The sequence below is a fragment of the Xanthomonas boreopolis genome (genome assembly GCF_046529185.1).
GTDB lineage: Bacteria > Pseudomonadota > Gammaproteobacteria > Xanthomonadales > Xanthomonadaceae > Pseudomonas_S > Pseudomonas_S boreopolis.
The window spans coordinates 2,377,171-2,404,152 of sequence record NZ_CP097162.1 but is presented as its reverse complement, the minus strand read 5'-3'; the positions used below and the strand labels follow the sequence as shown (position 1 = coordinate 2,404,152).

The 26,982-nt window shown below is 69.2% G+C and carries 28 protein-coding genes; 20 read left to right on the top strand and 8 right to left on the bottom strand.

What is annotated here, in order from left to right; translation table 11 throughout:
* Positions 1-425: 425 nt before the first annotated feature.
* Genes M3M27_RS10665 through trbJ form a run of 4 tightly spaced genes read right to left on the bottom strand, consistent with a single transcriptional unit; the run spans position 426 to position 3,334 of the window.
* Positions 426-731: a hypothetical protein gene (locus tag M3M27_RS10665; protein WP_434025681.1), complete on the bottom strand. Its 306-nt coding sequence runs from the start codon at positions 729-731 to the stop codon at positions 426-428.
* Between the two features lie 2 nt (positions 732-733).
* Entirely contained in the window at positions 734-2,371 is a 1,638-nt protein-coding gene (gene trbL / locus M3M27_RS10660; protein ID WP_434025680.1) for a P-type conjugative transfer protein TrbL, read from the bottom strand.
* A gap of 1 nt (position 2,372) precedes the next feature.
* Positions 2,373-2,564: a hypothetical protein gene (locus tag M3M27_RS10655; RefSeq protein ID WP_181159443.1), complete on the bottom strand. Its 192-nt coding sequence runs from the start codon at positions 2,562-2,564 to the stop codon at positions 2,373-2,375.
* 5 nt (positions 2,565-2,569) lie between these two features.
* Positions 2,570-3,334, bottom strand: a complete 765-nt coding sequence (trbJ, locus tag M3M27_RS10650; protein ID WP_434025679.1) for a P-type conjugative transfer protein TrbJ — start codon at positions 3,332-3,334, stop codon at positions 2,570-2,572.
* Positions 3,335-3,502: 168 nt separating this feature from the next.
* On the opposite strand from trbJ, the gene M3M27_RS10645 reads away from it, so the two are divergent.
* Positions 3,503-4,308 (top strand): IS5 family transposase gene (locus M3M27_RS10645; protein ID WP_130531530.1). Its coding sequence is split into 2 segments (ribosomal slippage): positions 3,503-3,833 and positions 3,833-4,308, totalling 807 coding nucleotides; the frame shifts between segments, so codons are not numbered across the junction.
* Between the two features lie 130 nt (positions 4,309-4,438).
* On the opposite strand, the gene M3M27_RS10640 is transcribed toward M3M27_RS10645, so the two are convergent.
* Positions 4,439-5,044 carry an FMN-dependent NADH-azoreductase gene (locus M3M27_RS10640; RefSeq protein ID WP_434025678.1) on the bottom strand — a complete coding sequence of 202 codons (606 nt, stop codon included), beginning with the start codon at positions 5,042-5,044 and terminating at the stop codon, positions 4,439-4,441.
* Between the two features lie 94 nt (positions 5,045-5,138).
* On the opposite strand from M3M27_RS10640, the gene M3M27_RS10635 reads away from it, so the two are divergent.
* The 5 genes from M3M27_RS10635 to M3M27_RS10615 all read left to right on the top strand — a co-directional run bounded on the left by M3M27_RS10635 (position 5,139) and on the right by M3M27_RS10615 (position 10,306).
* Complete coding sequence (locus M3M27_RS10635; protein WP_140721027.1) at positions 5,139-5,546, top strand: winged helix-turn-helix transcriptional regulator; 408 nt, start codon at positions 5,139-5,141, stop codon at positions 5,544-5,546.
* Positions 5,547-5,711: 165 nt separating this feature from the next.
* The gene (locus M3M27_RS10630) at positions 5,712-6,740 is read left to right on the top strand and encodes a Kelch repeat-containing protein (RefSeq protein ID WP_434025677.1); all 1,029 of its coding nucleotides are present in this window, start codon (positions 5,712-5,714) and stop codon (positions 6,738-6,740) included.
* A gap of 283 nt (positions 6,741-7,023) precedes the next feature.
* Positions 7,024-8,367, top strand: coding sequence for an inositol-3-phosphate synthase (locus tag M3M27_RS10625; protein ID WP_434025676.1), 1,344 nt, complete (start codon positions 7,024-7,026; stop codon positions 8,365-8,367).
* Positions 8,368-8,406: 39 nt separating this feature from the next.
* Positions 8,407-9,291 (top strand): glycosyl hydrolase, encoded by an 885-nt coding sequence (locus M3M27_RS10620; RefSeq protein ID WP_434025675.1) that lies wholly within the window; start codon positions 8,407-8,409, stop codon positions 9,289-9,291.
* A 19-nt stretch (positions 9,292-9,310) separates the two neighbouring features.
* Entirely contained in the window at positions 9,311-10,306 is a 996-nt protein-coding gene (locus M3M27_RS10615) for a hypothetical protein (RefSeq protein WP_434025674.1), read from the top strand.
* On the opposite strand, the gene M3M27_RS10610 is transcribed toward M3M27_RS10615, so the two are convergent.
* Together M3M27_RS10610 and M3M27_RS10605 are read right to left on the bottom strand one after the other, a co-directional pair.
* Positions 10,284-11,564, bottom strand: coding sequence for a Coenzyme F420 hydrogenase/dehydrogenase, beta subunit C-terminal domain (locus M3M27_RS10610; RefSeq protein ID WP_434025673.1), 1,281 nt, complete (start codon positions 11,562-11,564; stop codon positions 10,284-10,286). The genes M3M27_RS10615 and M3M27_RS10610 overlap by 23 nt on opposite strands.
* Positions 11,565-11,653: 89 nt before the next feature.
* Positions 11,654-12,787, bottom strand: coding sequence for a polysaccharide pyruvyl transferase family protein (locus M3M27_RS10605; protein WP_434025672.1), 1,134 nt, complete (start codon positions 12,785-12,787; stop codon positions 11,654-11,656).
* A 1-nt stretch (position 12,788) separates the two neighbouring features.
* Here M3M27_RS10605 and M3M27_RS10600 point away from each other — a divergent pair, with 1 nt between their 5' ends.
* From M3M27_RS10600 to M3M27_RS10545, 12 genes are all read left to right on the top strand, one after another.
* Complete coding sequence (locus tag M3M27_RS10600; protein WP_434025671.1) at positions 12,789-13,397, top strand: histidine phosphatase family protein; 609 nt, start codon at positions 12,789-12,791, stop codon at positions 13,395-13,397.
* A 529-nt stretch (positions 13,398-13,926) separates the two neighbouring features.
* Positions 13,927-14,961 (top strand): UDP-glucuronic acid decarboxylase family protein, encoded by a 1,035-nt coding sequence (locus M3M27_RS10595; protein ID WP_434025670.1) that lies wholly within the window; start codon positions 13,927-13,929, stop codon positions 14,959-14,961.
* Positions 14,948-16,102: an NAD-dependent epimerase/dehydratase family protein gene (locus M3M27_RS10590; protein ID WP_434025669.1), complete on the top strand. Its 1,155-nt coding sequence runs from the start codon at positions 14,948-14,950 to the stop codon at positions 16,100-16,102. Before M3M27_RS10595 ends, M3M27_RS10590 begins: the two co-directional genes overlap by 14 nt.
* Positions 16,099-17,175, top strand: coding sequence for an SDR family NAD(P)-dependent oxidoreductase (locus tag M3M27_RS10585; protein ID WP_177497625.1), 1,077 nt, complete (start codon positions 16,099-16,101; stop codon positions 17,173-17,175). The genes M3M27_RS10590 and M3M27_RS10585 overlap by 4 nt, the downstream gene beginning before the upstream one ends.
* Positions 17,172-18,131: an MDR/zinc-dependent alcohol dehydrogenase-like family protein gene (locus tag M3M27_RS10580; RefSeq protein ID WP_434025668.1), complete on the top strand. Its 960-nt coding sequence runs from the start codon at positions 17,172-17,174 to the stop codon at positions 18,129-18,131. Before M3M27_RS10585 ends, M3M27_RS10580 begins: the two co-directional genes overlap by 4 nt.
* Positions 18,128-19,141 (top strand): Gfo/Idh/MocA family protein, encoded by a 1,014-nt coding sequence (locus M3M27_RS10575; RefSeq protein WP_434025667.1) that lies wholly within the window; start codon positions 18,128-18,130, stop codon positions 19,139-19,141. Before M3M27_RS10580 ends, M3M27_RS10575 begins: the two co-directional genes overlap by 4 nt.
* On the top strand, positions 19,131-20,273 hold the full coding sequence (locus M3M27_RS10570; protein WP_434025666.1) for a glycosyltransferase family 4 protein: 1,143 nt from the start codon (positions 19,131-19,133) through the stop codon (positions 20,271-20,273). The genes M3M27_RS10575 and M3M27_RS10570 overlap by 11 nt, the downstream gene beginning before the upstream one ends.
* The gene (locus tag M3M27_RS10565) at positions 20,270-21,409 is read left to right on the top strand and encodes a CgeB family protein (protein ID WP_434025665.1); all 1,140 of its coding nucleotides are present in this window, start codon (positions 20,270-20,272) and stop codon (positions 21,407-21,409) included. The genes M3M27_RS10570 and M3M27_RS10565 overlap by 4 nt, the downstream gene beginning before the upstream one ends.
* On the top strand, positions 21,402-22,496 hold the full coding sequence (locus tag M3M27_RS10560) for a CgeB family protein (protein ID WP_434025664.1): 1,095 nt from the start codon (positions 21,402-21,404) through the stop codon (positions 22,494-22,496). The genes M3M27_RS10565 and M3M27_RS10560 overlap by 8 nt, the downstream gene beginning before the upstream one ends.
* A complete protein-coding gene (locus tag M3M27_RS10555; protein ID WP_434025663.1) occupies positions 22,496-23,641 on the top strand; it encodes a CgeB family protein in 1,146 nt (381 codons plus the stop codon). The genes M3M27_RS10560 and M3M27_RS10555 overlap by 1 nt, the downstream gene beginning before the upstream one ends.
* Positions 23,604-23,882: a hypothetical protein gene (locus tag M3M27_RS10550; protein ID WP_434025662.1), complete on the top strand. Its 279-nt coding sequence runs from the start codon at positions 23,604-23,606 to the stop codon at positions 23,880-23,882. The genes M3M27_RS10555 and M3M27_RS10550 overlap by 38 nt, the downstream gene beginning before the upstream one ends.
* 11 nt (positions 23,883-23,893) lie before the next feature.
* Positions 23,894-24,685, top strand: coding sequence for a TIGR04290 family methyltransferase (locus M3M27_RS10545; protein WP_140721069.1), 792 nt, complete (start codon positions 23,894-23,896; stop codon positions 24,683-24,685).
* On the opposite strand, the gene M3M27_RS10540 is transcribed toward M3M27_RS10545, so the two are convergent.
* Complete coding sequence (locus tag M3M27_RS10540) at positions 24,686-25,246, bottom strand: hypothetical protein (RefSeq protein WP_177497629.1); 561 nt, start codon at positions 25,244-25,246, stop codon at positions 24,686-24,688.
* On the opposite strand from M3M27_RS10540, the gene M3M27_RS10535 reads away from it, so the two are divergent.
* Positions 25,178-26,467: an SDR family oxidoreductase gene (locus tag M3M27_RS10535; RefSeq protein WP_434025661.1), complete on the top strand. Its 1,290-nt coding sequence runs from the start codon at positions 25,178-25,180 to the stop codon at positions 26,465-26,467. The two genes, M3M27_RS10540 and M3M27_RS10535, sit on opposite strands and share 69 nt — an antisense overlap.
* The gene (locus M3M27_RS10530) at positions 26,448-26,918 is read left to right on the top strand and encodes a DUF2269 family protein (RefSeq protein WP_434025660.1); all 471 of its coding nucleotides are present in this window, start codon (positions 26,448-26,450) and stop codon (positions 26,916-26,918) included. The genes M3M27_RS10535 and M3M27_RS10530 overlap by 20 nt, the downstream gene beginning before the upstream one ends.
* The last annotated feature ends 64 nt before the right edge of the window (positions 26,919-26,982 follow it).

The window sequence follows — 26,982 nt, the reverse complement described above, 5'->3', positions numbered from 1 at the left end:
GGCAACTCGCGCACCTAAAACTCTTTAAATCTATATAAAACTCTTAAAACCCGATTGGCCTGTGCATAACCATATCGCGGCTGTCGGTTGCGCAGCTCATGCGAGGGACGGTGCGGTTAGACGCAGATGAGCGAGGTGAACGCCTGATTGCTTTCCGGATCAGGCTTTGAGCCGGTTACTTGCCGGGCAAGCGGGAGGACACCAAAAGGAAAGGCGCAGATTGCCGGGCGCCACCCGCGTGTAATCTGATACGCCTACGGCTGCGCAGGCGGGCCGTGATGAAGTTTTCATGGGGGTGGGTGCAGGGTGGGGGCATCTCGGTCGCTTCGGCCCGTGTAGCCCGTTTTACGCGCTTCTGCCGCCTTTGCGCAGGCAAAAGAAAGCCCGCCATCCTTGGCGGGCTGCGGCTGGCTCGGTTTCGAAACTTACTGCCGGCGCTTCTGTTGCGCCTGCTGCTGTTCCTGGAGCTGGGCCACGAGCTGGGCGAGTTGATGGGCCGACTGCTTGGAACCCAGCAGCGGCACGCTATGGATGGCCCGCGCCGCGCCGAGCATTCCGAACCCCAGCGGGATCATGATGCGATCCGCCATGAACCCGCGTGCAGCCTCGATCTTGTCGGCGATGGCATCGAGCTTAGGACCGTGGCCGCGCGCGCGCAGCCAGAAGCCTAGGAGATACATGATGGCGAACACGAAAAACAGAATTCCGAAGGTGTACAGAAATTCGGTCATTTTCAGGCTCCTTGAGGATTAGGGTACGAGACCATGCCGGCGACACGCAGGGTCGCAAGGGACGATGTTGGCTTCGGTGCATCCGCCGCCGACGAGGGCGAGGCCTTCGCCTCGGTGGGCGCGGTGCTCGCCGGGCGAATAACGTTTTCGGAGTCAGCCGCCGCGCTCGCGTTTTCGGTCGGGGTTTCGCCTTCACTGCCGGCGGCAGGCGTGCTCGGCGCGTTGAGCGACAGGCCTGCCGCGCCTTCCATTCCCGGAACCGACATGGCGGAGAGCACGCCCGTCATGCGAACCGCGCCAGAGGCGAACATATGGGCGTTGTTGCTGCCACTGTCAGACGACGGCGCCGGGGCAGGCTGCGTTTGCACTTGGCTCTTGTCCTCGCCATTCTGCGGCGCGTGCCCGGCCGCTTTGGCGGCCTGATTCATGCCGCTGCCGGCTTCCCCGGTCGGTTTCGCAGCCGGGCCGCTACCGGCCGCGTTGCCGCCGCCGATGCGCGGCGCTGCCGCCTTGACCGCGTTGCCGCCGCCCAAACTGGCCGCGCTGGCCATGCCGCCTGCCGTGCTACCGGCCGACATGGCCCTAGCCTGCCCGGCGAAGCTGGAATTGATGAGGCCAGCCAGACCACCGCCTCCGGCCGCCCCACCGGCCGCCCCAGCACCACCCGCGCCGAGGGCACCGGCCGCCGGAGCGGCCGCGCCTGCGGTCGCAATGGTGGCGATAGCCGCCGCCGCGCCTGCGGCACCTGCGGCCGCCATGCCGCCGATAGCGTGGCCACCGCCCATCGAAACGCCCGAAATCATGCCGCCCATCAATTCAGGGATCGTGCGCGTGAGATAAGCGCACACCAAAGACAGCCCGACGAGCGTCAGCAACGAGGCTTGATCGTTGGCGTACTTTGCCGACCAACCAGCGGCGGCCGTCATAATCAGGCCGACGAGCAAGGTCAGCACGAACAGCTTGACACCAACGGCGACGCCATAGCGCAGCGGGGCGATGGCGTATTCCCGCGTGAACCGCAAACTACCGAAGCCGAACAGCAGCACAGAGCCGTTGATGACGACATAGGCCTCAACCAACGTCACGAAGATCAGCGCCGCGATGAAGGCGAAGCACAGCAGGACAATGATCGCGCCGAGGGCAATGACGCCCGACGTAATCGGACTCAGAATAGACATGCCAGAATTCATGATCTTTTCCGAGAACTCGACCGCCAGCGCGAACATATCACCCGGCATGAGCTTTTCCGTGGGCAGGCCGGCCGCCGATGCGCCGGCCTGCCGGAAGCTATTGACGACCGCGCCGACCCATTCGGTCCCGTGTTCAATCAGGGCAAAGAAGAAGCCGACGACGAGGATCGTGCGGACCATCTCGCCGATGGTTTCCCCGATTTCCGCCTGTTTGAACACCAAAGGCATGAACTGTAGGACGAGCTGGATCACGGCAAGGCCGACGAGCAGGTGCGTTGCATAGCCTTGTAGCCGGCCGGTCCATGCGTTGGATGCCTCGTGAATCTCGCGGAGCAGCCCGTTCATGGCGGTGTTGCTCTGGGTGAGATCCACGCCTTGAGCCATCGCAGTGCCGGTCAGCAACAGAAGCGCCAGCGCGGCGAAGCAGAGAGGGATGGTCTTGCGGTTCATATCAAAACCCCTCCGATGGGCCGCGCTGGCTCGGGCGGCGGCGGAACTCTTCTTCGGCCGCGTCGCCTTTGCTGATCTTGTCGGCGATCACCGCGCATTCGCTGCTGGGCGATATCACTAGCCGGGACACAACCGCGCCACCGAAGCCGACACCGATAAGCAGTGCGGCAAATACCCGCTTGGAAATAGTCATCATGATTAGAAGCCCTCGCTCGGGCCGCGCTGGCTCTTGCGGCTATAGAACTGTTGAGCGGCAGCATCACTTACCGCCTGCCGCTCGGTCTGCTGCGCGATGTAGTTGCTTTGCAGCGTGACGTTGGTGGCGATCATTTCGCGCAGCTTTTGGAGCTGCTGCACCTGCTGGGCCGCGATTTCGTTCCCGGCCTGAATCGCTTGCATCCGGCCTTGCGCAGTCTGCGAGCGGGACACCAACGAGGCGAGCACCGCATCCTCGGAATCGAACATGCTGGTATTCAGTCCGACCGATTCCATCGCCGTGCGCGCATTGTCGAAGCTCGATTGCGCCCAATTCCGGTAGCGGTCGGGCATGTTGTTGGTGCCTTGCCCGATGCTCTTGAGATAGCTGTCGTAGCCCTTGAATTGGTCGCGGAACTGCGAATCGAGGTTCGATATCGAATGCGCGAGCGCCCGGCTGTCGTTGTAGATCGACTGCAACCGGCGCAGGTCATTCGTGAAGCTCTGGAACATGCTGTTGGGCAAGGACAGGCCTTGCTTAATCATGTCGTTGTACTGCTGGATTTGCGTCTGCAACTGGCGCGCCGTGTTGATCGAGGTTTCGACCGCCTTGGCGTACTCCATCATCTGATTCCAGACGGTCGAGCAGTTCGAGCAGTAGATTGCATGGGCGGGCGGTGCATAGAGCGTTGCCGTTCCCCCCATCATGCCGGCGGCGATAGCAACGGTGAGCGCGGCGGGGGTGACTTTCTTGAAAAGAGTAATCATAATTCGCGGTCCTCTGTTGAATTCACATCGCTATTTTTCTCCGTTCCTTGGATGAAATCATCGGCGGATAGTTTTCTATCCGCCTATTCCTTTAAGCGCTTTGGATGGACTAAGAGCGGCTAACAAAACCGCCTTGTACACCTGAGCGGTGATGACAAAATCGCCTGCATGGCACGTCGCAAAGAGATTCCCGCCGCGCTGTGGAAGCGCATCGAACCTTTGATCCCGCCCGTGAAGCCCTCGCCCAAGGGAGGGCGACCGCGCGTGAGCGACCAACAAGCCCTCAACGGTATCGTCTATGTCCTGCGCACCGGCATCCCGTGGGAGGAGTTGCCCCAGGAACTGGGCTACGGCAGCGGCATGACCTGCTGGCGGCGGTTGCGCGACTGGCAAGCCGCCGGGGTCTGGCATCGTCTGCATCAGGTCCTGTTGGCCGAACTGCGCCGGGCCGACAAGCTGGACCTGAGTCGAGCCAGCCTGGACGCGGCCAGTGTGGCCGCCCCCCGGGGGGCGCCTACACCGGGCCGAACCCGACCGATCGCGGTAAGCTCGGTAGCAAGCGGCACCTGATCACCGACTGCAACGGCATTCCCTTGGCGTTCTGTGTCACCGGAGCCCACCGGCACGACTCGGTGGTATTCGAGGAGTTGGTTGATGCACTGCCCCCGATCGCTGGCAAGCCGGGGCGTCCGCAACGCTGGCCGGGCAAGCTGCACGCCGACAAGGCCTACGACATCGACCGCTGCCGCGATCACCTCAACCAGCGAGGTATCACCCCGCGTATCGCCCGCAAGGGGATAGAACGCAACGATAGGCTGGGACGCTATCGTTGGGTAGTCGAGCGCACTCATGCTTGGTTCGCGGGCATGGGCAAGCTGCGCATCCGTTTCGAACGCCGGATCGATATCCATCTGGCCCTGCTGTCTCTCGCCTGCTCGGTCATCTGTCTTCGCCATCTTCCCGGGTTTTGTTAGCCGCTCTTAGTGGGTAATAAGTTTTTCTTGCAGAAATTCGATGAAGCGCGGCGTCTTGTCGAGAGGGGCGGCCGCAGCCGCCGTGGATGTCGTATGCATGGGGATGGTCCTGCTGATCGATGGCCGCGCGTCACGCGGCCAGTTTCTCGACCTCGGCCGTGGCGGCGTCGATCGCGGCGGTGCGCAGTTCGGGGCTGATCGACAGGCCCTCGGCGCGCACGAAGGCGATGTCGGTGATGCCGAGGAAGCCGAAGAAGTTGCGCAGGTAGGCTTCCTGGTGGTCGAAGGAGGCCATCGGGGTGCCTTCGCCATACATGCCGCCACGGGTGGAGGCGACGATGACGCGCTTGCCGGCGGCGAGCCCTTCGACGCCGTTGGCGGTGTAGCGGAAGGTCTTGCCGGGTACCGCCAGGCGGTCCAGCCACGCGCGCAGCTGCGAGGGTAGCGAGAAGTTGTACATCGGCGCGCCGATGACCAGAGTATCGGCGGCCAGGAAGTCGTTCAGCAGGCGGGCGTTGCGGGCCACCGCCTGCTGCGCCGGGCCCTGCGGCTCGACGCCCTGGAAGGCCAGGAACTCGGCGGCGGAAAGGTGTTCGATCGGCTCCGCGGCAAGGTCGTGGCGGATGACTTGCGTGCCGGGCGCCTGGTCGGTCAGGCGCTTGACGATGGAGGCGGTGAGCTGGCGGCTGACCGACTGCTCGTTGAGGATGCTGGCGTCGATGTGGAGGAGCGTCATGGGAAGTCCTTCGGTATAGAATTGTGACCGGGACTAGGAATGTAACTACGGCTCCCAAGGTGCACAATACGGCACATCAAGAGAACCCGGTAACATGAAAGTGACTGATTTCCCTCATGATTTGCGGCAAACCGACTGCCACAAGGTCAGCCAGGTGCTGGCCCGCGTGGGTGAGAAATGGAGCGTGCTGATCATCATGTTCCTGGCCGCCAAGCCGCGCCGCTTCACCGAGATCAAGCGCGCCATCAATGGCATCTCGCAGCGCATGCTGACGCTGTGCCTGCGCGGGCTGGAGCGCGACGGGCTGATCAAGCGCACCGTCTATGCGGTGATGCCGCCGCACGTGGAGTACGAATTGACGCCGCTGGGGCGCTCGCTGACCGAGCCGGTGATCGCGCTGGGCACCTGGGCCGGACAGCACATCGCCGACATCGACGCGGCCAGGGAAGCCTTCGATGCCCGCGAGAAGGCCGAGGGCGAGGCGGCCGTGCCGTTCAAGTAGGCCCCGGCCGGAGGCTGCACCGCCGGGCGACCGGGTACGCGGAAGGCGACGTGGGGAGCCGGTCCGCATGGGACGCGTGGCCCAGTTTCGCGAGGCCACGCATTGATCGGCGCCGGGCGCTGTGTCATACCCGGCACTTCGTTTCGATGGCACGGAGGGGGTTGCATGCTCAAGCACGCTTGCGGATTCGCACTGTGGATGGCCGCCACGCTGACACCGGCGGCCGACGCCGTCCCGATGGCCGCCGGAACATCCGTGGCCGAGGCGAACGCGCCCGCGCGTCCAGGTTGGTCCGCGGCATCCCGCTCTTCCGGCCAGCCCACGGCGCGCCACGAGAGTGCGGCGGCCGTGGTGGATGGCGAACTGTTCGTCATCGGCGGCCGTGGCCAGCCGCCGCTGGACATCCTCGACCTCGCCACCGGCGAATGGCGACAGGGCGCGGCGGCGCCGATGGAGATCCACCACACGCAGGCGGCGGTGCTGGATGGCCGCATCTACGTGATCGGGGCGCTGACCGGGCCGTGGCCGCAGGAAGAGGTCGTGCCGCGCGTGCTGATCTACGATCCTGAAAGCGACCGCTGGCAAGAAGGCCCCGAGCTGCCGGCGGACAGGCGCCGCGGCGGCGGCGGGTTGGTCGTGCACGAGGGCGTGTTTTACCTGGTGGGCGGAAACCGGCTGGGCCATCGCGCCGGGTTCGTGCCGTGGCTGGATGCGTTCGATCCGAAGACCGGAACGTGGACGGCATTGCCCGATGCGCCGCATGCGCGCGACCACTTCCATGCCGCCGTGCTGGACGGAAAGATCTACGCGGTCGGCGGGCGCCTCAGCGGGCACGAGGACGGCGGGCAGATGGGGCTGCACCTGGACGGCATGGACGTCTACGACGTCGCCGCGCGGCGCTGGACGACGGCGGCGCAGGCGATCCCGACGCCGCGCTCCGGAGTCTCGGTGGTCGTGCTGGACGGGCGCATCGTGGTACTGGGTGGCGAAAGCGAGCGGCAGGAGCGCGCGCATGCCGAGGTCGAAGCCTACGATCCGCGCAACCAAACGTGGACGAGCCTGCCGGCGATGCCGGTCGGCCGGCACGGCATGCAGGCGGTGGTGGCCGGGGACGCGATCCATGTCGTGGCCGGCAGCGGCAACCGCGGCGGCGGCCCCGAGTTGAACGACCATTGGGTGCTCGGCGCACTCTGAAGCGGATCCCGATGGATGCCGTGGCGCGGCGGCCTCCATCGCGCGATGTCGCTGTGGGCGGCGAGGTAATGTGCGCGGCAAGCGGATGAAGCGGCGGCGCACGCCAAGAGCCTGGACTTCATCCTGACACCGTGATGGCGCCGCGCTGGCCGGGTGCGTGCGTGGAGCCTGGCAGCCGGGACGTGCCCGCAGTGCGCCGGCGCGTCAACGCGGCATCACGCGGCGCCTCCACGCATGTGGCCGCTTCACGGATGCTCTACCGCAGCGCTTACATGCTGGCCGCGTGACCTACCAACACGCAATCAAACCCACGCGCGTCGAACCGGCCGAAGGAAAGCTGGGCATCCTGATGCCCGGGCTGGGCGCGGTGGCGACGACCTTCATCGCCGGCGTGCAGGCCGTGCGCAGGCAGCTCGCGCTGCCGATCGGCTCGTTGACCCAGATGGGCAACATCCGCCTGGGCAAGCGCACCGAGAACCGCCATCCGCGCATCCGCGACTTCGTGCCGCTGGCCGACCTGGACGACCTGGTCTTCGGCGGCTGGGACATCTACGACGAGAACGTGTACGAGGCCGCGCGCAATGCGCGCGTGCTCGACCCGGCGATGCTCGATGCGGTGAGGCCGGAGCTGGAGGCGATCCGGCCGATGTCGGCGGTCTTCGATCCCGGTTACGTCTCGAACCTGGATGGTCGCCACGTGAAGCAGGCCGCCGGCAAGATGGCGCAGGCCGAAGCGGTCATCGAGGACCTGGAGCGCTTCCGCGCGGCCCATGGCTGCGCGCGCATGGTGATGGTCTGGTGCGGTTCGACCGAGAAGTACATCCAGCCGCAGGACGTGCATGCGACGCTGGATGGTTTCCTGCGCGGGCTGCGCGAGGACCATCCGGCCATCGCGCCCTCGATGATCTATGCCTATGCGGCGATCTCGCAGGGCATCCCGTTCCTCAACGGCGCGCCGAACCTGACCTGCGACATCCCGGCGCTGGCCGAACTGGCCGCGGCCAACGGGACGCCGATCGGCGGCAAGGATTTCAAGACCGGGCAGACGCTGATGAAGACCATCCTGGCGCCCGGGCTGCAGGCACGGGCGCTCGGCATCCGCGGCTGGTTCTCGTCCAACATCCTGGGCAATCGCGACGGCCTGGTGCTGGACCATCCGGACAATTTCCGCACCAAGGAGGTCTCCAAGCTGAGCGTGCTGGAGGACATCCTGCGGCCGGATCTCAGCCCGGAGCTGTACGGCGAGCTCTATCACAAGGTCCGCATCAACTATTACCCGCCGCACGGGGACAACAAGGAGAGCTGGGACAACATCGACATCTTCGGATGGCTGGGCTATCCGATGCAGATCAAGATCAACTTCCTGTGCCGCGACTCGATCCTCGCCGCGCCGATCGTGCTGGACCTGGCGCTGTTCGCCGACCTGGCCAAGCGCGCGGGCATGTCGGGCGTGCAGGAGTGGCTGTCGTTCTACTTCAAGTCGCCGCAGACGGCGCCCGGGCTGCGCCCGGAGCACGACATCTTCAAGCAGCTGATCAAGCTGCAGAACACGCTGCGCCACATGATGGGCGAGGACCTCATCACGCACCTGGGCCTGGACTACTACCAGGAGCCCGTGGGGGCCTGACGCAGGTTCCCCGCCTCGCCATCGCGCCGCCATGCCGACATGATCGAAGCCGTCACTTTCTGGAACGAGGCCAACAACAAGTCGCACTGGGACATGGAGGTCGATCCCGAGTGGAAGATGTATGCCCGGATGGTGGCGATCGCCGCGCAGGCGACCAAGGCCGAGTGCCCGCGGGTACGGCGGGTGCTCGGCGGGATCTCGCCGATCGATCCGGGTTTCGTGCGCCACCTGCAGGGACTGGGCGCCCTCGACGACATGGACGTGGTGGCGGTGCACGGGTTCCCGCTGGACTGGAACCTGTGGCCGATCCACGCCTGGCGCGACAAGATCGCCGAGATCGAGGCCGTCACCGACCTGCCGGTCTGGGTGACGGAGGTCGGCGTGTCCAGCTTCGGCGCCGAGGAGGTGCAGGACTTCGGGCTGCGGCGTACCGCCGAGCTGCTGCTGGGCCGCGTCGAGCGGGTGCACTGGTACAGCCTGTACGACCTGCCCAGCGCGTGGGAGGCGACCACGCGTCATCGCGAAGCGGAGGGCTCGTCGTACTACCGGCATTTCTACATGGGGCTGCTGCGCGAGGACGGCACGCCCAAGCTCGCGCTGAGGCAGTTCCCGCAGTACACGCCGGAATTGGGCATCTGCCAGTGGTTCCACTTCGAGGATCATCGGCTGGATGCCGCCGTGGATTGGCTCAAGCGGTTGGGCGTGCGCCGACTGCGCACCGGCCTGAGCTGGGCCGACCGGCACAGGCCGGATGCGCTGGCGTGGTTCGATCGCATGATGAAGGCGCTGGAGCCTTTCGAGCTCACCGTCACCTTCTGCTTCACCCCCGAGAGCAGGGGGATACGTCCCCACCACACCAGCCCGCCGCAGGAGATGCAGGAGTTCGCCGACTTCTGCGTGGAAATGCTGCGGCGCTATGCCTGACCGGCGCGGAACGTCCACGATGGCCCTGCAGCATGCGCGCCCGGCCGAGCCTCCCTGCGGCGATCCCGGCACGGATCCGCTGCAGGCCTGGCTGCGCCACATGCGGCGCGGCGAATGGGAGCAGGCTTGGGCCATCACCGACGCCGAGCTCCCGCTGCGCGCTTGCCGGCCTTGCGCGCACTGGCCGCGGCACATGCAGTACGTGTGGACCGGCGCGCCGCTGGCCAACCGGCGCGTGCTGGTGCGGTGCTACCACGGCCTGGGCGATACCTTGCAGTTCATCCGCTACATGCGGCCGCTCAAGGCGATCGCCCGCGAGGTGATCGTGTGGGCGCAGCCCTCGCTGCTCGGGCTGCTGCGGGGCGTGGCCGGGATCGACCGGTTGTTGCCGTTGCACGACGGCGCCCCTGACGCCGGCTACGACGCGGACATCGAGATCATGGAGCTGGCGCATTTCTTCCGAACCACGCCGGCGACCGTGCCGGCGGAGGTCCCGTACCTGCGCGCGGAGCCCATGGCGCTGGCGCGCCGCGCGGATCGACCCGCGATCGGGCTGGTATGGAAGGCGGGAGACTGGAACCCGGCGCGCTCGATGCCGTTCGCGACCCTGATGCCGTTGGCGGAGCTGCCGGACGTCGATTGGTTCATCCTCCAGCCCGGCGCGCGGGAGGCGGGATGGAACGGCGAGTTCGGCCGCTTCCCCGGCGAGTTCGGCATGACGGACTACGCGCGCGGGGTGCGCGCGATGGATCTGCTGGTCACCATCGATTCCATGCCGGCCCACCTTGCCGGGGCCCTGGGAGTGCCGGTGTGGACGCTGCTTTCCACCGAGCCGGACTGGCGCTGGATGGAAGGCCGCCAGGACAGCCCGTGGTATCCGACGATGCGCCTGGTGCGGCAAGCGAAGGCGGGCGATTGGGCCGGGGTGGTCGCCCGCGTCGGGCGGATGCTGGGCGATCGCGCCGCGCGCTGGAAATCCGGATCCGGCGGGTTCAGCGCAAACCCACTCGCCTGATCCAGGCGCCCAGACGGCCGCGGTGGTAGGCCAGGGCGTGGTAGGTCGCCGCCGCGACGCGCGCCCATCCGATGTAGAGCGCGGGAATGCCCAGGCGGCGCGCGATGCGGAATGCGCGATGGCTGCCTGCGGAGATGGCGCAACGCATGCGATAGACCAGCCGGCGTTGCGCGGAGGGCACGCGCCTGTCCGGAACCACCCGCTTGCGCGGCCGCAGGCCGTGCCGGCGCGCGAGCCGATAGGCCAGCCCCTCGCGCCGTTGCCGCAAGCCGGCCGCCTGGGTTTGCGCGACGAACGAGGCGTCCACCCGGTCCAGCTTCACCCGGCCGTCCTCGACGGCGCGCGAGACGATGCGCGCCACCTCGGGAGAGCGTACAAGCACCACGTTGTTGCCGCGCCAGTCCGAGGCGTACGGCTCCACCCAGGCATCGCCGAAAGAGACATCCGCGGTCTCGGCCATCACGTCGTCGCAGAAGTTGCAGGCCGGGTCCATGAAGAAGCCGGCGCCCCAGTCGCCATCGGCCAGGTGCCACCAGTCGCGGTCGAGCACGCGGCCATCGTGCAGGGCCAGGGCCGCGTTGTACCAGCTGGCCGGCCGGTCCGGGAGCTTGCGGCGGAACTCCACGCCGCGGACGTCCCGCCCGGTCGTGCCCATCTGCCAGGCCAGGCTCTCGACGAAGCGCGCGCTCTTCATGTGCCCGCAGAACAGGCCCAGGGTGAAGCGGATGCGCTCGCGCAGCAGCGGGTGCTCGCGGCGCATCAGCTGCACGGCCTTGATGAAGCAGGGGATGCCGACCACCGCATAGCGTCCGGGGGTGTCCATGATGATGCGCAGCACCTCGGACATCTCGACCGGGTAGTAGCGCGACCGGGCGCCGCGCTTCAACGCGTCCTCGTCGCGCGAGATGCGGTAGCGGAAGAAGCGGCCGTCGCGGCCGGGATCCTCGATCGCGTGGACGTGCGCGACGCCGTCGATCATTCCCTCGCGCAGCAACTGGGCAGCGAGCCAGGTCGCCATGCCGCCCGAGCTGCCTTCGGCCCGGAACGCTCCCTCGCCGGCGTGGCCGACGTAGGCGGCGGCGAAGCGGCCGGTGGCCGCATCGTGCAGGCCGGCGTGCGGGAACAGCTCCGCCGCGATGCGGTCCTCGTCGTCGGCCGCGGGCGAGAACGGGCAGGTGCGCTCGAAGCGCGGCACGGCATTCTCGCCCCAGCCAGGCGGACCTGCGGGCCGCAGCAGGCCATCGCGGTCCATGCGCATGCGGGCCCCGGGCACGCCGCTTTGCGCGACGCAGGCACCGCAACCGATGCAGAGACCGGCGCGGACCATGGCCTCGGGCCGCAACGCCTTCATGCGGCGGCGGTGGCAGGGAGCAGCGCGGCGAGCAGGTAGCGATGCGAGCGGGCGCGCAGCGCGCCGATGCGATCCTGGACCGCGTCGGGCAACGGTTCTTCGAGCAGCCGCTCGAACGTGGAATCCGGCGTGGACGGGCCGGCAAAGTGCGCTCCGGTGCCTGCGTCGGCCATCAGGGAGCGCAGCTTGGTGCTGCGGTAGGAAGAGCCTTCGCACACGAATGGCCGGCCGTACCGGAGGGCGAACACGCAACCATGGAAGAAGTTCGTCGCCACCGATCGCGCACCGGCGACGAGCGCCGCGAACTCGCGGGGGCCTGCCTCGATCCACTGCCGGTCGGCCCAGGCATTGCGATAGCCGATGCTGACCGTCCTCAGCCCGCGGCGCCTGGCCCAGCGCGCCACGGCATCGGCGAAGCGGGGCGAGAAGTTGTGGCCGTACACGGCGACATAGGGTTCGTCCAAGGGCACGGGCACCGATGGCGCGGGCGGGAGCGCGAGGCAAGGGTCCAGCACGAGTTCGGGCCTGTGGCCGGTCGCGTTCTCGACCAGGTCGCGCGATGCGGCATCGCGGACGGCGATGTGCCGGAAGCGGCGCAGGCACTGCGCTCTCTTCTGGTCCAGGCCGAGCCGCGCATCGTAATGGCCGAAGCTGGCCGCGTACGAGACCAGGTGCCGCGCCCGGAGGCCTTCGCCGTAGAAGGCGGGGAAGGCGCCGTACCAGGGATGCGACAGGTTCCATACTTCGTCGCTGCCGACGACCACCGTATCGCATGCCGGCATGCGCCCGGGCTCGTCCAGGGGAAAGCGCGGCGACAGGGGAAGCTCTTCGAAGGCTTCGAAGAAGCGGCGGATCTTGCGCCGGTAGCGGCCATGGTCCTCGCGCAGCGTCGGCTGCGGCAGGGTCGGGCGCAGCGCGCATCTCCACTCGGCGATGTCCACCTTGCGCGATGTGTGGTCGAGGATGACGGCGCGATGGCCGAGCGAGCGCAGCCCGTCGGCCAGGCATTTCGCTTGCCAGTAGCTGCCGTAGTTGATGCAACGGTGGAACGTCAGAACGCCGATCTTCACGATTCCGTCCAAGCGGGATGACGATGCTGGCAACCCCGCGATTACCGGCGAGGTCGCCACGATGACCCGGCTGCTGTTGATCCGTCATGCGCAAACCGATGCGAACGGCCATAGCCTGGCCGGGCGACTGCCGGGCGTAGGCCTGAACGATCTCGGCCGCCGGCAGGCCCGTGCATTGGCCGCGAGGCTCGGGCAACTCTCCATCGCGGCGATCTATGCGAGCCCGCTGGAGCGGGCGATGCAGACCGCCGAAGCCATCGCCACTCTACGAGGGCACAGGATCGTGCCTTGTGAAGAGTTGCTGGAAATCGACTACGGCGAATGGACGGGCCTGAGCCTGCAGGCGTTGGCCGACGACGAGGCATTCCGGATCTTCAACGGGCAACGCAGCTGCGCGGCGGCGCGCGCGGGCGAATACATGCTGCAGGCGCAGGCGCGGATGGTGGTCGGGCTCGACCGCCTGCGCAGGCTGCATCCGCAGCAGACCATCGCCGTCGTCAGCCATGGCGACATGATCCGCGGCGCGGTGGCGCACTACGCCGGCATCCCGCTGGATCTTTTCCATCGGATCGAGATCAGCCCGGCTTCGCTCAGCGTGGTGGATGTGGACGACATGTGGATCCGCATCGTTTGCATCAACGACACGGGAAGTGCAGGCGATTTCGCGTGAGTTGCCTCCATCCCGCGCGAGCTCCGCGTCCCGCCGGCACGTTCGCGTGAAACCCAGCGAGCTTGGCTGTGAAGCATGCGTAGCCGTTTCCAGGTGTTTCTTCTCAAAGCTTTAAAGCATCAAAGCTGAGACTGGCCCCGAACCTGAAGCGGACCGTTCTTCTTGCGCATCGACATGCATTCCGTGGCGTCGGATGGGGTCCGCTTCTTCGCAGCGAGGAGGTGGCCGCAGCGCAAACGATGGTCGAGTGCCTTTCTCCACGATGCCGCCGGCAGCGTCGATCACGCAGACCTACGGTCGCGCCGGCCGGTCCAGTGGAAACATCATGGCGCGATGTCGATGCCGGCCTAGCGACCGCATCGCGACTCCTGCCAACGGTCCCGCCCGGAACGCAACGGCGTTTCCGCCGCGGGTGACGCGCAACTCAAACCGCCTGTCCGGTCCATCGCCAGGTCCGGGCCCGTCCCCGTCGCGTACGGGAACGCGGGCCGACAACGTGGCGCGGCAGGTTATCCGAAAAGGAACGAGTATGGATGGCGTAGCACGGTCAAAACAGCTGAAGCGTAAACACGCACTCGTCGCCGGCGGTGCCGGCTTCATCGGTGCCCATCTTTGCCGGAGGCTGCTGGCCGAAGGCTTCCGGGTCACGGTGCTGGACAGCCTGGTGACGGGCCGCCTCGGCAACCTCGGCGATCTTGTCGATCACGACGCGGTGAGGTTCGTGCGGCACGACGTGACCAAGCCGTACGACGACCCGACCGCCGACGTGATCTTCAACCTGGCCTGCTGCGCTTCGCCCGTGCATTACCAGGCCCGGCCGGTGCACACCTTGCAGACGTGCCTGGAGGGCTCGCTCAACCTGCTGGAACTGGCCAAGCGCAACGGGGCGCGGATCTTCCAGGCGTCCACCAGCGAGGTGTACGGCGAGCCGGAAACGCATCCGCAGCAGGAAGGCTACCGCGGCGCGGTCAACTCGATCGGGCCGCGCGCCTGCTACGACGAGGGGAAACGCTGCGCGGAAACCCTGTTCTTCGACTACCACCGCCTCTATGGCGTGGACATCAAGGTCGCGCGCATCTTCAACACCTACGGGCCCTACATGCGCGAGGACGACGGCCGGGTGGTCTCCAACCTGATCGTGCAGGCGATCAGGGGAGAACCGATGACGCTGCATGGCGACGGCAGCCAGACGCGCTCGTTCTGCTACGTCGACGACCTGGTCGAGGGCATCGTGCGCTTGATGGGCGCGCCGGAGGCGTTCACCGGCCCGGTGAACCTCGGCAACCCGGAGGAAATCACCGTGCTGGAGTTGGCCGAACGCATCCGGGCCATGACCGGCTCGGCCTCGCCGCTCAGGCGCCTGCCGATGCCGATCGACGATCCCACCCGCCGCTGCCCGGACATCGCGCTGGCGCGGCGGCAGCTGGACTGGGAACCGAGGGTGCCGCTGGAGCAGGGGCTGCGCCGCACGATCGAGTGGTTCCGGAGCCAGGAACAACCCCAGCGCGCGCGCCTGCATCCCGCGCACATGCCGGTCATGGAGGTCCATCGTGGTTGCGCATGACACACGCGGCAATGGCGGCTCGTCCGGCAAAGGCCGGGTGCTGATCACCGGCGGCGCCGGTTTCGTCGGCTCGCACCTGGCCGACGAACTGCTGGCGCACGGCTACCAGGTGCGCGTGCTCGATGCGCTGGTCGAGCAGGTCCATGGCGAACAGCGGGCACGCCCCGGCTACCTGGCAGAAGACGTCGAGCTGATACAGGGCGACGTGCGCGATCCGGAGGCGGTCCGCGCCGCGCTGGAAGGCGTATCCAAGGTGTTCCACCTCGCCGCGGCGGTCGGCGTGGGCCAGAGCATGTACGAGATCGCGCACTACACCGACGTCAACAACCGCGGTACCGCGGTGTTGCTGGAGGCCCTGTCCTCCTCGCCGGTGGAGCGCCTGGTGGTCGCCTCCAGCATGAGCATCTACGGCGAAGGGCTGTACGTCGACGCCGCGGGCAACGAGGTCGCGCCGCCCGAGCGCAGCCTCGATGCGCTCAGGCGGGGGCAATGGGAACTGCTGCAGGACGGCAGCCCGCTTGCGCCGGTGCCGACACACGAGGGCAAGACGCCGATGCCCACGTCGGTGTATGCCTTGTCCAAGCTGGACCAGGAGAAGCTGTGCCTGATCGTCGGCCAAGCCTACGGGATCGCCACCACGGCGCTGCGCTTCTTCAACATCTACGGCACGCGCCAGGCGCTGTCCAACCCGTATACCGGCGTGCTGGCGATCTTCGCCTCGCGCTATCTCAACCGCAAGCCGCCGAGGATCTTCGAGGACGGCCGGCAGCGGCGCGATTTCGTGCACGTGCGCGACGTCGCGCGCGCCTGCCGGCTGGCCTTGGAAACCCCGGAGGCGGCCGGCCGGGCCATCAACATCGGCAGCGGCCAGGCCATCAGCATCGTCGCGATCGCCGCGGCGATGGCCGAGGCATTGGACATCGACGACCTGCCGCCGGACATCACCGGCAACTTCCGCGCCGGCGACATCCGCCATTGCTTCGCCGACATCGCGCTGGCGCGCGAACTGCTCGGGTACCGCCCGCAGGTGACGCTGGAGGAAGGCATGACGGAGCTCGTGGCCTGGATCAGGGAACAGACCGCGGTCGATCGCATCGACGCGGCGGTGGAAGAACTCGCACGCCGGGGGTTGCAGCTATGACGCAGGCCACCGGGACGATGCGGCCGGTGCTGATCACCGGCGGGGCGGGGTTCATCGGCACGAACCTGGCGAACCGGCTGCTGGAGCAGGGCCGCCGCGTGCTGGTCTACGACAACCTGTCGCGCGCCGGCGTGGAGCGCAACCTGCAATGGCTGCGCGCGCGCCACGGCGAGCGGCTGCAGGTGGAGGTCGCCGACGTCCGCGACCGCGAGCGCGTGCGCGCCGCTGTCGCGCAGGCGGGGCAGGTGTTCCACCTGGCGGCGCAGGTCGCGGTGACGTCGAGCCTGGCGGACCCGCGCGAGGACTTCGACATCAACCTGGGTGGTACGCTCAACGTGCTCGAGGCGATGCGCGCGCTCGACGATCCGCCCTCGCTGCTGTTCACCTCCACCAACAAGGTCTACGGCGCCCTGGACGACATCGCGATGGAGATCGAGGGCGATCGCTACCAGCCGCGCGAAGCGGAGCTGCGCGAGCGCGGCATCGGCGAGTGGCGTGCGCTGTGTTTCCACAGCCCCTACGGCTGCTCCAAGGGCGGTGCCGACCAGTACGTGCTCGACTACGCGCGCAGCTTCGGCCTGCCGGCGGCCCTGTTCCGGATGAGCTGCATCTACGGCCCGCACCAGTGCGGCACCGAGGACCAGGGCTGGGTGGCGCACTTCCTGATCCGGGCGTTGCGCGGCGAGGCGATCACGATCTACGGCGACGGGCGCCAGGTCCGCGACGTGCTGTACGTGGACGACCTCGTGCAGGCCCTGCTGCGCGCCCAGGAACAGATGCCGGAACTGGCCGGGCGCGCGTTCAACATGGGCGGCGGGCCGGCGAACACGCTCAGCCTGCTGGAGCTGCTGGCGTTGATCGAGGCGCTCGACGGCCGGCCGCCGCAGGTCAAGTACGGCCCCTGGCGGGTAGGGGACCAGCGCTACTACGTATCCGACGCGCGCGCGTTCGGTCACGCGACCGGCTGGCGGCCCTGCGTCGCCGCACGCGAAGGCGTGGCCCGCTTGCACGATTGGCTCGCGGGCACGGTATCGGTGCCGCGGGCGCCGGCGACCAGGACGCACGCGGCATGAGCGGCATGCTTGCGGCAGTGCTGGAAGGCAGCGAACGCGTGCAGGTGGCGCGCACGGCGCGTCCGCTACCCGCGGCCGGGCAGGTACGCGTGCGACTGCATGGCTGCGGCGTATGCGCGTCCAACCTGCCGGTGTGGTCGGGCCGCCCCTGGTTCCAGTACCCGCTGGAACCGGGCGCGCCGGGCCACGAAGGCTGGGGCGAGATCGACGAGGTCGGCGATGGCGTCGACGGCTGGCGGCGCGGCGAGCGGGTCGCGCTGCTGTCCGGCAATGCCTATGCCGAGTACGACGTCGCGCAAGCCGATGCGCTGGTACGCCTGCCGGAAGGATTCGACGGCCAGCCATTGCCGGGCGAGCCCCTGGCCTGCGCGATGAACATCTGGCGACGCAGCGACATACGCCCGGAGCACACCGTGGCGGTAGTCGGCGTGGGCTTCATCGGCGCGCTGCTGATCCAGCTCGCGAGCCGGGCCGGGGCCAAGGTCATCGCGCTGTCCAGGCGCCCGTTCGCGCTGGACGTGGCGCGCGCCTGCGGAGCGGACGTGACCTTGCCGACCGAGGACCGCCATGCCGCGATCAACGCGGTCAACGAACTCAGCCGCGGCGGCTGCGCCCGGGTGATCGAGGCCGCCGGCGAACAGGCGACGCTCGACATCGCCAGCGCGATCTGCGCCGAGGGCGGCCGCCTGGTCATCGCCGGCTACCACCAGGACGGGTCACGGCAGGTCGACATGCAGCAGTGGAACTGGCGCGGCCTGGACGTGATCAACGCGCACGAGCGCGACCGCGCCGTGGCGCTGCGCGGCCTGGCCGAAGCGATGCGGGCGCTGCGCGACGGGCGCATCGAGCCGTTCGCGCTGCTCACGCACCGCTATCCGCTGGACCGCCTCGGCGATGCGTTCCGGGCCATGTCCGCACGACCCGAGGGCTTCATGAAAGCGACGGTGACGCTATGAACGCGCGTTTGCAGGCGATGCCCGAGCGGCCGAGGCTGGGTTTCCTCGGCGTGGGCTGGATCGGCTGCCAGCGCATGCAGGTGCTCGCCGAATCGGGCGAGGCCAGCGTGGCCGCGATCGCCGACCCGCATCCCGGATCGCTCGCGCGCGCCGCCGAGCATGCGCCGCAGGCCCGTCGCTGCCGCAGCGTCGCGGAGTTGCTGGAAGACGACGACCTGGACGGCGTGGTGATCGCCACCCCCAGCGGCGCCCATGCGCTGCAGGCCATCGCGGCGCTCGAACGCGGGTTGGCGGTATTCTGCCAGAAGCCGCTGACGCGCACCGCCGCGGAGGCCGAGCAGGTGATCGAGGCCGCGCGGCGTGCCGATCGCCTCCTGGACGTCGATTTCAGCTATCGCGCGGTCGCCGGCGTGCCGGAACTGCGCCGGCAGGTGCAGGCCGGCGAGCTGGGCGACATCTACGCGGTGGACCTGGTTTTCCACAACGCCTACGGGCCGGACAAGGCCTGGTTCTACGAACTGGCCCAGTCCGGCGGCGGCTGCGTGATGGACCTGGGCACGCACCTGGTCGACCTGGCGCAGTGGATCTGCGGCGCCTGCGGGCACGAGGACATGAGCGCGGCGCTCTATGCGCAGGGGCGCCTGCTGGACGCGCCGATCGACCGGGTCGAGGACTATGCGGTGGCGCAATGGCGGCTGGACAACGGCACGCACGTGCGCCTGGCCTGTTCGTGGCGCTTGCCGGCGGGCCGCGACGCGGTGATCCAGGCATCGTTCTACGGCACCCGCGCCGGGGCCGCCCTGCGCAACGTGGGCGGATCCTTCTACGACTTCATCGTGGAACGCTTCGACGGCACCGCGCGCTCCAACCTCGCCGCGCCACCGGACCCATGGGGCGGGCGCACGCTGGTGGAGTGGGCGCGGCGCCTGCGCCACGACCGGCGCTTCGATCCCGCCGCCGTGCGGCTGCTGCAGGTGGCCAGGGCCGTGGATGCCATCTATGGCCGCTGAGCGCTTCCATGGCCGCGTGCTGATGACCGCCGACACGCTCGGTGGCGTATGGCCGTTCGCCATCGAGCTGGCGCGGCAACTGGCAGGCCGGGGCGATCGCGTGCTGCTGGCCGCCATGGGGCGCGAACCGGATGCCTCGCAGCGCGCCGAAGCGGCGGCGATCCCCGGCCTGGAACTGCACGCGCGGCCTTATCGCCTGGTGTGGATGCAGGATCCATGGCGCGACCTGGACGCGGCGGCCGACTGGCTGCAGGCGCTGGCGCGGGATTTCGCGCCCGACGTGATCCACCTCAACGACCTGGCACTGGCCGAGCGCGGCTGGCCGGCCCCGGTACTGCTGACCGCGCACTCCTGCGTGTGTTCCTGGTGGCAGGCCGTGCATGGCACGGCCGCGCCGCGCGAATGGGATGCCTACCGCGACCGCGTGGCCGCGTGCGTGCACTCCGCCGACCACGTGGTCGCGCCATCGCAGGCGATGCTGCAGGCGCTGGCCGGGCATTACGGCGCACCCGTCTCGTGCGAGGTCATCCACAACGGCCGCACCGCGCTGCCGCAGGCCTCGTACGCCAAGGCGCGGTTCGTGCTCGGCGCCGGGCGGCTGTGGGACCAGGCCAAGAACCTGGGGGCCCTGGCCGCGGTCGCCGGCGACCTGCCGTGGCCGGTGCTGCTGGCCGGCGATGCGCGCCATCCGCATGGCGGCGATGCCGCGTTCGAAGGCGGGCGGGTGCTGGGACGGCTGCCGGAAGCGCAGTTGCGCGCCTGGATGGCGAAAGCCCCGGTCTACGCCTTGCCGGCCCGCTACGAGCCGTTCGGCCTGTCCGCCCTGGAAGCGGCGCAGGGCGGCTGCGCGCTGGTGCTCGGCGACATCCCCAGCCTGCGCGAGATCTGGGCCGACGCGGCCCTGTTCGTGCCGCCGGACGACCCAGATGCGCTGCGCGATGCCTTGCGGCGGTTGATCGACGACGACATGCTGCGCGCGCGCATGGCCCGGCAGGCGTCCGCGCGGGCGCGCCGCTATACCCCCGAGGCCATGGCCGCGCGCTACCGCCGTGCCTACGCGGCCCTGCGTTGCGGCCACGCCAGGCCGGCGCGGGCGACCGCGATTCCCGACGTCGCAGGAGCGCATGCATGAAGTACGTCCTGTTCTACCACTCGCTGGTGTCCGACTGGAACCACGGCAACGCGCATTTCCTGCGCGGCATCGTCGCCGAGCTGCAAGCGCGCGGCCACCAGGTCGAGGTGTACGAGCCGCGCGACGCCTGGAGCGTCACGCAACTGGTCGCCGAGCACGGCCAGGCGCCGCTGGAGGAATGGCGGCGACGCTTCCCCGGGCTGCACAGCCATCGCTACGACATGCACGCGCTCGACCTGGACCAGGCGCTCGACGGCGCCGACGTGGCGATCGTGCACGAATGGAACGAGCCGGCGCTGGTCGCCGAGGTCGGCCGCCATGCGCCGGCCGGGTGCCGGGTCTTCTTCCACGACACGCACCACCGCTCCGTGAGCGCGCCGCAGGAGATGCAGCGCTACCGGCTGGACCGCTACGACGGCGTGCTCGCGTTCGGCGAGGCGGTCCGCCAGCGCTACCTCGACAACGGCTGGTGCGAGCGCGCATGGACCTGGCACGAGGCGGCCGACGTGCGCGTGTTCCAGCCGCTGCGCGCCCCCGGCGAGCGTGCCGGCGACCTGGTGTGGATCGGCAACTGGGGCGACGACGAGCGCTCGCAGGAGCTGCGCGAATTCCTGGTGGAGCCCGTGCGCGCACTCGGGCTCGACGCCTGCGTCCATGGCAGCCGCTATCCGCCGGAGGCGCTGGCGATGCTGGCCGGCGCCGGCATCGCCTACCGCGGATGGCTGCCCAACTACCGCGCGCCGGAGACGTTCGCGCGCTTCAAGGCGACCGTGCACGTGCCGCGCCGCCCCTACGTGCGGCTGCTGCCGGGCATTCCCACCATCCGGGTGTTCGAGGCCCTGGCCTGCGGCATCCCGCTGGTCAGCGCGCCGTGGACCGACGCGGAAGGCCTGTTCGCGCCGGGACGCGATTACCTGGTCGCGGAGAACGGCGCGCGGATGCGCCGCCACCTGCACGACCTGCTGCACGACCCGGCCATGGCATCGGAACTGGCCATGCACGGCCTCGCCACGATCGCGCGCCGCCACACCTGCGCTCATCGCGTCGAGCAACTGCAGTCGATCCTGTCCGAACTGGACGGGCCCGCGCGCGAACGAGCGTCCCTTCCCACGCCACGGAGTCTGACCCATGCCTAGCCCCCTGCGCATCGCGTTCTTCGGTTCCAGCCTGGTGTCCTCGTACTGGAACGGCGCGGCCACGTACTACCGCGGGATCGTGCGCGCGCTCCACGAGCGCGGCCACCGCGTCACGTTCTTCGAGCCGGACGCGTTCGAGCGGCAGCGGCACCGCGACATCGACGATCCGCCATGGGCGGAGGTGGTGGTGTACCCGGGCAGCGACGAGGCCGAGGCCGCGCGCGCCCTGGAGCGGGCGCGCGGCGCCGACCTGGTGGTCAAGGCCAGCGGCGTGGGCGTGTTCGACGACTTCCTGGAGCGCGAGGTGCTCGCGCTGCGATCCCCGGCCACGCGCGTCGCGTTCTGGGACGTGGACGCGCCGGCGACGCTGGAGCGGATGCTCGGCGATCCGGACGATCCGCTGCGGGCGCACATACCGCGCTACGACCTGGTGCTGACCTATGGCGGCGGGCAGCGGGTGATCGATGCCTACCGCGGGCTCGGTGCGCGCCAGTGCGTGCCGGTCTACAACGCGCTGGACCCGCACACCCACCATCCGGTGCCGCACGAGCCGCGCTTCGCCGCCGACCTGGCGTTCCTGGGCAACCGCCTGCCCGACCGGGAGGCGCGGGTGCACCGGTTCTTCTTCGAGGCGGCGCGGCAGGCGCCGGAGTTCGATTTCCTGCTCGGCGGCAGCGGCTGGGACGACGTGGCCCCGGGAGGGAACGTGAAGCGCCTGGGGCACGTCTCGACCCGCGACCACAACGCGCTCAACTGCAGCGCGCGCATGGTGCTCAACATCAACCGCGACAGCATGGCGCGCTTCGGCTTCTCGCCGCCGACGCGGGTGTTCGAGGCGGCCGGGGCCGGCGCATGCCTGGTCACCGACAGGTGGGAGGGCATCGAGATGTTCCTCGAGCCGGGCCGCGAGGTACTGGTGGCCGACGGCGCCGAGGACGTGGTCGAGCACCTGCGCAGGATTGGCCCGGCGCAGTCGCGCCAGATCGGCGAGCGCGCCCGCGAGCGGCTGCTGCGCGAGCACACCTATGCGCACCGCGCCGAGCAGCTCGAGCGGCTGCTGCAAGCGCAGCTGCGGGTGGCCGCGTGATGGGCGGCGCGCTCGACATCGTCGTGCTCGGCCTCAGCCTGCGCTCGGCCTGGGGCAACGGGCATGCGACCACCTACCGCGCGTTGCTGCGCGCGCTCGAGGCGCGCGGCGACCGCGTGCTGTTCCTGGAGCGCGACGTGCCCTGGTACGCGCAGCACCAGGACGCGGGCGACGAACTTCCCGGGCGGCTGGCGCTCTACCGCGACCTGGACGAGCTGCGCGATGGCCATGCCAAGGCCGTCGCAGGGGCCGACCTGGTGATCGTCGGATCGTACGTGCCGCAAGGCATCGACGTGGGCGCGTGGGTACAGGAAACCGCCCGCGGCGTGGTGGCCTTCTACGACATCGATACCCCGGTCACCCTGGCGGCGCTGCAGCGGGGCGCCTGCGACTATCTCTCGCCCGAGCTGGTCGCCGGCTACGACCTGTACCTGTCGTTCACCGGCGGACCGGCGCTGGAAACGCTGCGGCGGTACTACGGGGCGCCCATGCCGGTACCGCTGTACTGCTCGGCCGACCCGGAGCGCTACTTCCCCGAGCCGGTCGATGCCGACTACGACCTGGGCTACATGGGCACCTACAGCCAGGACCGCCAGCCGGTGCTGGAGCGCCTGCTGGCGGGGCCCGCGCGGGATTGGCCGCAGGGGCGCTTCGTCGTGGCCGGCCCGCAGTACCCGGACACGCTCCGCTGGCCAGGCAACGTCGAGCGGATCGAGCACCTGCCGCCCAGCGCGCACCGCCGGTTCTACAACCGGCAACGCTTCACCCTCAACGTGACCCGCGCCGACATGGTCGCGATGGGGCACTCGCCCAGCGTGCGCCTGTTCGAAGCGGCCGCGTGCGGCACCGCCATCGTGTCCGATGCCTGGACCGGGCTGGATTCGCTGTTCCGCCCGGGCCAGGAGATCCTGGTCGCGCAATCGGGCGACCAGGTGCTGCGGTGGCTGCGCGACACGCCCGAGGACGCCCGCAGGCGCATCGGCGAGGCCGTGCGGCGGCGTTTCCTCTCCGAACACACGCCGGCCCATCGCGCCCAGGCGTTGCACGACTACCACGAGCGCGCCGCGGCCCGGGCCGCGCGGCCGCACCACGCCAGGAGAACCGCCCATGAGCAAGCATTCGTCCAAGCAGACCACCAACCATGACGAGATCCGCCGGTGGGCGGAGAAACGCGGCGGCCGCCCGGCCAGCGTGCGCGGCACCGCCGACCGCGGCGAGCACGCCGGCCTGCTGCGGATCATGTTCCGCGACGACGAGGACCTCGAAGAGATCGAGTGGGACGAGTTCTTCGAGAAGTTCGACGAAGAAGGGCTGGTCTTCCTCTACCAGGAGAAGACCGCCGACGGCGGCGAGAGCCGCTTCTTCAAGCTGGTCGAGCGCGATTGAAGGCGCGGCCCATGATCGCCACCGATACCCGAACGCCGGCGCAGGCCATCCAGGAGCTCGGCCCGTGGTTCCACAACCTGCACCTGCCCGGCGGGGAACAGACCGCGCCGGACCATGCGTACGGCGATTTCCCCGCGTTCAAGTGGCGGCAGATCGAGCCGCACATCCCGCGCGACCTGCAGGGCGCGACCGTGCTGGACATCGGCTGCAACGCCGGCTTCTACAGCTTCGAGCTGGCGCGGCGCGGCGCCCGGGTCACCGCGATCGACGTGGACCCGCATTACCTGGCGCAGGCGCGCTGGGCCGCCAGGCAGCTGGGACTGGAGGCGCAGGTGAGCTTCCGGCAGATGCAGATCTACGAGATCGCCGACCTGCCTGGCCGTTTCGACTGGATCTGGCTGATGGGCGTGCTGTACCACCTGCGCCACCCGCTGCTGGCGCTGGACATCGTCCGCCGCAAGTGCGCCGACCGCATGGTGCTGCAGACCATGACCATGCCCGAAACCGAACAGCTGGACACGCCGCCCGACCTGGGCCTGGACGAGCGCGATCGCCTGCAGTCGCCCGGTTGGCCGCGCATGGCCTTCATCGAGCACCGGCTGGCCGGCGATCCGACCAACTGGTGGGCGCCCAATGCGGCCTGCGTGCTGGCGATGGCGCGCAGCGCCGGGTTCGAGGTGCAGCGGCAACTCACCCACGAGACCTGGTTGTGCCGCGCCGGCGATTCCCTCGATCCGTTCGCCGCCCGCGAGCTGGACGCGATCGTGGGGGACGGCAGCCCATCCGGGAGGGCAGGCCGGTGATCACCGGCCTCCACGCATCCGCGTCGTGCCGCGCCCTCGCGCGAGCAGCCAGGGCACGGCCAGCCCGAGCGCGAAGCTGGCGTAGATGACGGCCAGGTCGCGCCCGTGCAGACGACGGTCGAAACCCGGCGAAAGCCGGCGGGGCACGACGTGGTAGTCCACCGCGTAGGCCACTGCCGAGGTGGCCGTCGCGAGCGCGGCCATGCGCGGCCGGTCGCGCCTGCCGCGGCGCAGGCGTTCGAATGCGATCGCCCAGAACAGCGAACTGGCGTGGTGGATCAGGTAGCCCGCCAGCGTGTGGCGGACGCTGACCCGGTCCTGCCGGTGGGCCTCGCCGCCCCACAGCCACTGGCTGGTCGCATTGGTGGCGGCCGCCGTGGCGCGGGTACGCCGATGGCTCAGCCAGGAGATCGCCAGGGTGGAACAGAGGCTGGCGCAGCTGCCCGAGCACAGGGCGCGGCGCAGCACGATGCGCCAGCGCGACGGTCGACCGTGCTGGTGGCCGGTGCCAACGGCCTGATCGGTTCGGCGCTGGTCGCGCGCCTGGAGCGGGATGGGCATGAGGTGGTCCTTGCGGTGCGGGACGAAGCCGCCGCGGCCGGCCGCTGGCCCGGCCGGCGCCTCGTCCGGGTGGACTACGCGGAGCCGATGGCCTGCACGGCCGAGGCGGCGATGGCGTTCGCCGGGATCGATGTGGTGATCAATGCCGCCGGCATCTTCCGCGAGCGTGGCCGTGCGAGTTTCGAGGCCGTGCACGTGAACGGGCCGTGTAGCCTGTTCGCGCTGGCGGCCGCGGCCGGCGTCGGCCGCCTGATCCAGATCTCCGCGCTCGGCGCCCGGCCCGACGCCCCGACCGCGTACCTGCGCAGCAAGGCGCACGGCGACGCCTGCGCATGGGAGTTCCCTGGCAGGGTGGTCGTGGTGCGGCCGTCGCTGGTATTCGCCGGCGACGGCGCCAGCACCCGGTTGTTCCTGCGCCTGGCCAGCCTGCCGCTGCTGCCGTTGCCGCAAGGGGGGAGCCAGTGCGTGCAGCCCCTGCACCTGGCGGACCTGTGCGATGGCGTGGCCGTGCTGGCGACGCATCCGGACCCGCCACCGCTGGTGAACGCCGTGGGACCGGAGCGCCTGTCGCTTGCCGCGTACCTGCAGACCCTGGCGGCGGGCATCGGGCGCAGGCCGCGCATCGTGCCGGTGCCCCCGCAGGCGGCAGTGTCCGCGGCAAGGGCGCTGAAGCGGGTGCCGGGCAGCCTGGTCGATCCCGATGCGCTGGCGATGCTGCAGCAGGGCAACTGCGCCGACGCGCGGTTGTGGCGCTCGATCGTGGGCAGGCCGTTGCGCCCGGCCGGCGCCTTCATCGGTGCCGGCGAAGCGGCCGTGCTGGGCAGGTCCGCCGACCTGGCGAACCTGCTCCCGCTGCTGCGCGCCAGCGTCTCGCTGACCTGGCTGGCAACCGCGTGGATCTCCGCGTTCGTCTATCCGCGCGCCGCCAGCCTGGACCTGCTGCACCGCGCGCAGGTCCCGGAGGCGCTGGCGCCGTCCGCGCTGTACGCGGCGGCGGCGCTGGATGCGCTGCTCGGCCTGGGCATGTGGTCCCGGCGCTGGAGGCGGGTAGCGTATGGTCTGCAACTGGCGGCGATCGGCTTCTACACGCTGGTGATCAGCCTGTGGTTGCCGGAGTTCTGGGCGCATCCCTACGGCCCGGTGCTCAAGAACCTGCCGCTGTTCGCGCTGATCTGCGCGCTGATGCGGCTGGAGGATCGCGATGGACCTGGCCACCGTTAAGTTCCTGCACATCCTGTCGTCGACGTTCCTGTTCGGCACCGGCGTGGGCACCGCGTTCTACCTGTTCTTCGCCAGCCGCGGCCGCGACCCGCGCACGGTCGCCGCGGTGGCGCGGCTGGTGGTCGTCGCCGACTGGTGCTTCACCGCCACCACGATCGTGTTCCAACCGCTGTCCGGCCTCTATCTCGCGCACCTGCTCGGCGTTCCGCTGGGCACGCCCTGGCTGTACTGGTCGATCGTGCTGTTCGCGATCGCGGCGTTGTGCTGGCTGCCGGTGGTCTGGCTGCAGATGCGATTGCGCGACATCGCGGTCGAGGCCGCCGCCCGCGACCGGCCGCTGCCGCTGCGCTACGACGGCTATCTGGGCGCCTGGGCCGCGCTGGGCGTACCCGCACTCGTTTCCTTCCTGGCCATCTTCTACCTGATGACGGCCAAGCCGGCGCTGTCGTGAGGCTTCACCTGGCGATGCCACCGCCGTGGCTAGGTTGGAAACGCACCAAGAACGGCAGGTTCCA

Excerpts from the sequence above, each read along its gene's own strand:
- M3M27_RS10665 (WP_434025681.1), bottom strand. The coding sequence starts at position 731 with ATGACCGAATTTCTGTACACCTTCGGAATTCTGTTTTTCGTGTTCGCC.
- trbL (WP_434025680.1), bottom strand. The coding sequence starts at position 2,371 with ATGAACCGCAAGACCATCCCTCTCTGCTTCGCCGCGCTGGCGCTTCTG.
- M3M27_RS10655 (WP_181159443.1), bottom strand. The coding sequence starts at position 2,564 with ATGACTATTTCCAAGCGGGTATTTGCCGCACTGCTTATCGGTGTCGGC.
- trbJ (WP_434025679.1), bottom strand. The coding sequence starts at position 3,334 with ATGATTACTCTTTTCAAGAAAGTCACCCCCGCCGCGCTCACCGTTGCT.
- M3M27_RS10640 (WP_434025678.1), bottom strand. The coding sequence starts at position 5,044 with ATGACGCTCCTCCACATCGACGCCAGCATCCTCAACGAGCAGTCGGTC.
- M3M27_RS10635 (WP_140721027.1), top strand. The coding sequence starts at position 5,139 with ATGAAAGTGACTGATTTCCCTCATGATTTGCGGCAAACCGACTGCCAC.
- M3M27_RS10630 (WP_434025677.1), top strand. The coding sequence starts at position 5,712 with ATGCTCAAGCACGCTTGCGGATTCGCACTGTGGATGGCCGCCACGCTG.
- M3M27_RS10620 (WP_434025675.1), top strand. The coding sequence starts at position 8,407 with ATGATCGAAGCCGTCACTTTCTGGAACGAGGCCAACAACAAGTCGCAC.
- M3M27_RS10615 (WP_434025674.1), top strand. The coding sequence starts at position 9,311 with ATGGCCCTGCAGCATGCGCGCCCGGCCGAGCCTCCCTGCGGCGATCCC.
- M3M27_RS10610 (WP_434025673.1), bottom strand. The coding sequence starts at position 11,564 with ATGCGCATGGACCGCGATGGCCTGCTGCGGCCCGCAGGTCCGCCTGGC.
- M3M27_RS10600 (WP_434025671.1), top strand. The coding sequence starts at position 12,789 with ATGACCCGGCTGCTGTTGATCCGTCATGCGCAAACCGATGCGAACGGC.
- M3M27_RS10595 (WP_434025670.1), top strand. The coding sequence starts at position 13,927 with ATGGATGGCGTAGCACGGTCAAAACAGCTGAAGCGTAAACACGCACTC.
- M3M27_RS10585 (WP_177497625.1), top strand. The coding sequence starts at position 16,099 with ATGACGCAGGCCACCGGGACGATGCGGCCGGTGCTGATCACCGGCGGG.
- M3M27_RS10580 (WP_434025668.1), top strand. The coding sequence starts at position 17,172 with ATGAGCGGCATGCTTGCGGCAGTGCTGGAAGGCAGCGAACGCGTGCAG.
- M3M27_RS10575 (WP_434025667.1), top strand. The coding sequence starts at position 18,128 with ATGAACGCGCGTTTGCAGGCGATGCCCGAGCGGCCGAGGCTGGGTTTC.
- M3M27_RS10570 (WP_434025666.1), top strand. The coding sequence starts at position 19,131 with ATGGCCGCTGAGCGCTTCCATGGCCGCGTGCTGATGACCGCCGACACG.
- M3M27_RS10565 (WP_434025665.1), top strand. The coding sequence starts at position 20,270 with ATGAAGTACGTCCTGTTCTACCACTCGCTGGTGTCCGACTGGAACCAC.
- M3M27_RS10560 (WP_434025664.1), top strand. The coding sequence starts at position 21,402 with ATGCCTAGCCCCCTGCGCATCGCGTTCTTCGGTTCCAGCCTGGTGTCC.
- M3M27_RS10555 (WP_434025663.1), top strand. The coding sequence starts at position 22,496 with ATGGGCGGCGCGCTCGACATCGTCGTGCTCGGCCTCAGCCTGCGCTCG.
- M3M27_RS10550 (WP_434025662.1), top strand. The coding sequence starts at position 23,604 with ATGAGCAAGCATTCGTCCAAGCAGACCACCAACCATGACGAGATCCGC.
- M3M27_RS10545 (WP_140721069.1), top strand. The coding sequence starts at position 23,894 with ATGATCGCCACCGATACCCGAACGCCGGCGCAGGCCATCCAGGAGCTC.
- M3M27_RS10540 (WP_177497629.1), bottom strand. The coding sequence starts at position 25,246 with ATGCCCATCCCGCTCCAGGCGCGCGACCAGCGCCGAACCGATCAGGCC.
- M3M27_RS10530 (WP_434025660.1), top strand. The coding sequence starts at position 26,448 with ATGGACCTGGCCACCGTTAAGTTCCTGCACATCCTGTCGTCGACGTTC.